This is a genomic window from Kitasatospora sp. MY 5-36 (genome assembly GCF_001182915.1).
Lineage (GTDB): Bacteria > Actinomycetota > Actinomycetes > Streptomycetales > Streptomycetaceae > Kitasatospora.
This window is the reverse complement of record NZ_LFVW01000780.1, coordinates 1-4,617: the sequence shown is the minus strand read 5'-3', so window position 1 is coordinate 4,617 and position 4,617 is coordinate 1. Positions and strand designations below refer to the sequence as shown.

The window sequence follows — 4,617 nt, the reverse complement described above, 5'->3', positions numbered from 1 at the left end:
TGGGTCATCAACGCCTACACCCTGACCTTCGGCGGGCTGCTGCTGCTCGGCGGTCGAGCGGGTGACATCCTCGGCCGCCGAAGGGTGTTCATCTTCGGCACCCTGCTGTTCGGCCTGGCCTCACTGCTCGGTGGTTTCGCGCAGGACAGCAGCCTGCTGCTGGCCGCCCGCGCGCTCCAGGGCATCGGCGGCGCGATCTGTTCCCCGACCGCCTTCGCCCTGATCGCCACCAACTTCGACGAGGGACCGGAACGCAACCGCGCGTTCGGCGTGTTCTCGGCGGTGGCGGGTTCCGGCGCCGCGATCGGCCTGCTGGCCGGCGGTCTGCTCACCGAGTACCTGAACTGGCGCTGGGTGTTCTTCGTCAACGTGCCGATCGCCATCCTGATCGCGATCGCCGCGCCGCGCCACATCGCCGAGTCCGAGCGCCACCCGGGCCGCTTCGACCTCCCCGGCGCTCTCACCTCGACGCTCGGCCTGGTCGGCCTGGTCTACGGGTTCATCCGGGCCGCCTCGGACGGCTGGTCGGACGGCATCACGCTCGGCTCCTTCGCGGCCGGCGCGATCCTGCTCGCCGCCTTCCTCGTGGTCGAGAGCCGCACCGACCAGCCGATCACCCCGATGCACCTGTTCGCCAACCGCAACCGCACCGGCGGCCTGGTGATGATGCTCTGCCTGGCGGCGGTCGAGTCCCTGGCGGAGGCGCTGGTCGGGTTCGCGGCGCGGGAGGTCCCGGTGCTGTTCGCCCAGGCCTCGGTCGACCTGCTGCGTCCGCCGCTCGACCCGGTCGAGGCGTGGACGGACTTCGAGCTCCGCTCGGCCGACTACTACGGCGTGCTCGGCGGGATCGTCGAGGAGGCCGGGGTCGAACTCGCCGCCGCCGAGGGGTTCCTGCCGGAGGACCTGTCGGACCGGGTGCGGGCCGAGCCGCTGGACGACGCCCACTGCCGGGTCTCGCTGCGCGGCTACCAGGCGTTCGGGGCGCGGTTCGCGCTCGCCCAGCGGCGGGTGATCATCGGGGACGAGATGGGCCTCGGCAAGACGGTGCAGGCGATCGCCGTGCTGGCGCACCTGCGGGCCCGGGGGAGCACCCACTTCCTGGTGGTCTGCCCGGCCAGCGTCCTGATCAACTGGATCCGGGAGGTCGAGTCGCGCAGCACCCTGCGGGCGTTCCGGGTGCACGGACCGGAGCGGGAGGCGGCGCTCGCCGAGTGGCTCCGGGACGGCGGGGTCGCGGTGGTGACCTTCGACGGGCTGCGCCGCCTGGAGGCGTCGGAGGTGGCGGAGTCGGCCGCGGTCGGGATGGTCGTGGTGGACGAGGCGCACTTCGTCAAGAACCGTGCCGCGCAGCGCTCCCGGGCGGTGGCCGCCTGGGCGGAGCGGGTGGAGCGGGTGCTGTTCCTCACCGGGACGCCGATGGAGAACCGGGTGGAGGAGTTCCGCACCCTGGTGGAGTACCTCCAGCCCGCGCTGGTGCCGCTGGTCCGGCAGGGTTCGGCGGCCGCCGGGCCGGCGGCCTTCCGCAAGGCCGTCGCCCCGGCCTACCTGCGCCGCAACCAGCGGGACGTGCTCACCGAGCTGCCCGAGGTGGTGCACGTGGACGAGTGGGAGGAGTTCTCGCCCGCCGACCTCGCCGCCTACCGGTCGGCCGTCGCGGCGGGCAACTTCCCGGCGATGCGCCGCGCCGGGTACGCGGACCCGGCGGAGTCGGCCAAGCTGAAGCGGCTGCTGGAGATCGTCCGGGAGGCGGCGGACGGCGGGCTGAAGGTGGTGGTCTTCTCGTTCTTCCGGGACGTCCTGGCGGCCGTCCAAACCGCCCTGGACCAGCGGGCGTTCGGGCCGATCGACGGTTCGCTGGAGTCGGCGCGGCGGCAGGACGTGGTGGACGGGTTCAGCGCCGCGCCCGGGCACGCGGTGCTGCTCTGCCAGATCCAGGCCGGGGGCGTGGGGCTGAACATCCAGGCGGCCTCGGTGGTGATCCTGTGCGAGCCGCAGGTCAAGCCGACCCTGGAGGAACAGGCGGTGGCCCGCTCGCGCCGGATGGGGCAGGTCCGCCGGGTACGGGTGCACCGGCTGCTCGCCGCGGACAGCGTCGACCAGCGGGTGCTGGACCTGCTGCGGGCGAAGGGCCGGCTGTTCGACGAGTACGCGCGGCGCAGCGAGGTGGCGGAGTCGACGCCGGAGGCGGTGGACGTGTCGGAGCAGTCGCTGGCGGCGCTGATCGTCGAGGAGGAGCAGCTGCGGTTGGCGGCCGCCGAGGGCTGAACGCGTCAATCGGCGAGCGTGCGCAGGTAGGTGAGGACGGCGCGGACCCGGCGGTGGCCGGTGTCGGGGGTGGGCATGCCGAGCTTGCCGAAGATGCTGCCGATGTGCTTGTTCACCGAGCTCTCGGCGAGGAAGAGGAGCCGGGCGATGGTCGGGTTGTTGTGGCCCTCGGCCATCAGGGCGAGCACCTCGCGCTCGCGCGGGGTGAGGGCGGCCAGCGGGTCGGGGCCGGTGCGGTGGGCCATCAGCTGGGAGATGACCTCCGGGTCCATCGCGGTGCCGCCCTCGGCGACCCGCCGCAGCGCCTGGAGGAACTCCTCGGCGCGGCCGACCCGGTCCTTGAGGAGGTAGCCGACGCCGGTGGCGCTGTCGGCGAGCAGCTCGGCGGCGTAGGCGCGTTCGACGTACTGGGAGAGGATCAGGACGGGCAGCGCGGGCAGTCGGCGGCGGGCCTCGACGGCGGCGCGTAGGCCCTCGTCGCGGAAGTCCGGGGGCAGTCGGACGTCGACCACGGCGACGTCGGGGCGGTGGTCGAGCAGGGCGGGCAGCAGGTCGTCGCCGTGCTCGACGGTCGCGCACACCTCGTGTCCCTCGCTGTGCAGCAGCAGGACCAGGCCCTCGCGGAGCAGGGCGTTGTCCTCGGCGATCAGGATCCGCACGGGATCTCCACTTCCAGGATGGTCGGGCCCCCGGGCGGGCTGGACAGGCGGGTGGTGCCGTCGAACGCGGCGGCCCGGCGGCGCAGTCCGGGCAGCCCGCTTCCGGCGCCCTCGACGGCGCCGCCCCGGCCGTCGTCCTCGACCCGGACGGCGATGGCGGCGGCGGTGATCCGCAGCCGGACCAGGGCGCCGCGGGCGCCGCTGTGCCGGGCGACGTTGGCGAGCGCCTCGGAGACCACGAAGTAGGCCGCGGCCTCGGCGGCGGCCGGTGCGCGCGGCGGCGGCGGGTCGGCGGAATGGCCCACGGGAGCATCGGAGTTGTGCAGCTCGACCCGGGTCGGTACGGCGCAGCGGGCGGCGAGCGACCGTACGGCCTCGGCCAGGCCGCGGTCGGCGAGCAGCGGCGGGTGGATGCCGCGCACCAGGGTGCGCAGCGACTCCAGGGCCTGTTCGGCGACGAGTTGGGTGGAGTCCACCAACGCGGCTGCCTGCTCGGGGCGTTGGTCGAGCGCGCGGCGGATCATGCCGAGCCGGAGCGAGACGGCCACCAGGTTGGCCTGGGCGCCGTCGTGCAAGTCCCGTTCGATCCGGCGCAGTTCGGCGGCGTGGGCGTCCAGCGCCTCGGCCCGGCTGGTGGTCAGCTCCCGGACGCGGTGGGCGAGCGAGACGCGGGGCCGGGCGACCAGCAGCCGGCCGGAGGCCCGGGCGTGCAGGTCGGCGAGCGGCGGCAGTGCGACCAGGGCGACGGCGGCGTAGCCGACACCGCCCAACGCGGCAGCGGCGGCCATCGGCCAGGAGTCGACGGTCAGCAGGATGATCTTCCCGCGCTCGTCCGGCAGCAGCTGCCACCACACCGGTGCCGTCAGCCAGTTGAAGGCGTGGCTGCACAGGGTGAGGGCGCCGGCGCACAGGGCCGTCCCGGCCGTGCCGTGGGCGAGCAGCCAGAGCAGGTCCTTGCCGACGGCCGGGTCGCGTAGAGACGGCCGGTCGCCGTACGGCGTGTGCAGCCGCTCGCCGCCGAGCCGGGCGCCGACCCGGCGTCGGTGGAAGTCGGCGGAGCGGCGCAGCAGTCGCAGGGCCGGCGGGAGGAGTGGCAGTCCCACGCCGACCAGGCAGAGGGCGAGGACGACGAGCAGCAGGCAGAGCCCGACCAGCGCGGCCAGACCGGTGCCGAGGCAGAGCAGGAGGTAGCGGGCGGCGGCGGGGAAGCGGCGAGCCGCGGACCGGGCGAAGGCGCGCGGGCCCGGGCGGCCAGGGTGGACGGTCGGCCGGGCCGTGGACCCGTCAATCCTGGGCGTCCGCACGACTGTTCAGTGCCTCCGAGCCCCGAGCCGACTTTTCGATCACCCTAGCACCGGCCCCGGGACCGCCCTGGAATCGCTCCGCAGGCCGCCGCCCCGAGGGTGAAGGCCCTTCCGCCGCCACGCGGGGCGCCTCCACAATGGGCGGATCGATCGCGGAAGTGGGGGACCGGGATGGAGTGGCTGCTGGGGATCGGTGGAGCCCTGCTGCTCGGCGTGGTGACCAATCTGGTGTACGACTTCGCCAAGTTCGGCGGGTCCCGGCTCGGCTCCCGGGTGCCGGTGCCGCGGGTCCGGCGGGCGAGCCTGACGGCGGCGGCCCGGGCGCACGACGTGCGGGCGGACGGGCTGGCGCCGCTGATCACCTGGTCCGCGGCCCGGCCGCTGCTGCC

4 protein-coding genes are annotated in these 4,617 nt (G+C 74.6%); 2 read left to right on the top strand and 2 right to left on the bottom strand.

Features of this window, described 5'->3' with window-relative positions; genetic code table 11:
• Positions 1-2,265 (top strand): MFS transporter (locus AE652_RS35850; protein WP_053112461.1); only part of this gene is annotated, 2,265 nt, incomplete at its 5' end.
• A gap of 5 nt (positions 2,266-2,270) precedes the next feature.
• On the opposite strand, the gene AE652_RS35845 is transcribed toward AE652_RS35850, so the two are convergent.
• On the bottom strand, positions 2,271-2,924 hold the full coding sequence (locus tag AE652_RS35845; protein ID WP_049659188.1) for a response regulator transcription factor: 654 nt from the start codon (positions 2,922-2,924) through the stop codon (positions 2,271-2,273).
• Positions 2,912-4,228: a sensor domain-containing protein gene (locus AE652_RS35840; RefSeq protein WP_234348661.1), complete on the bottom strand. Its 1,317-nt coding sequence runs from the start codon at positions 4,226-4,228 to the stop codon at positions 2,912-2,914. Before AE652_RS35840 ends, AE652_RS35845 begins: the two co-directional genes overlap by 13 nt.
• A gap of 171 nt (positions 4,229-4,399) precedes the next feature.
• Here AE652_RS35840 and AE652_RS35835 point away from each other — a divergent pair.
• Positions 4,400-4,617: hypothetical protein (locus AE652_RS35835; protein ID WP_049659187.1), on the top strand; the 218-nt coding region annotated here is incomplete at its 3' end.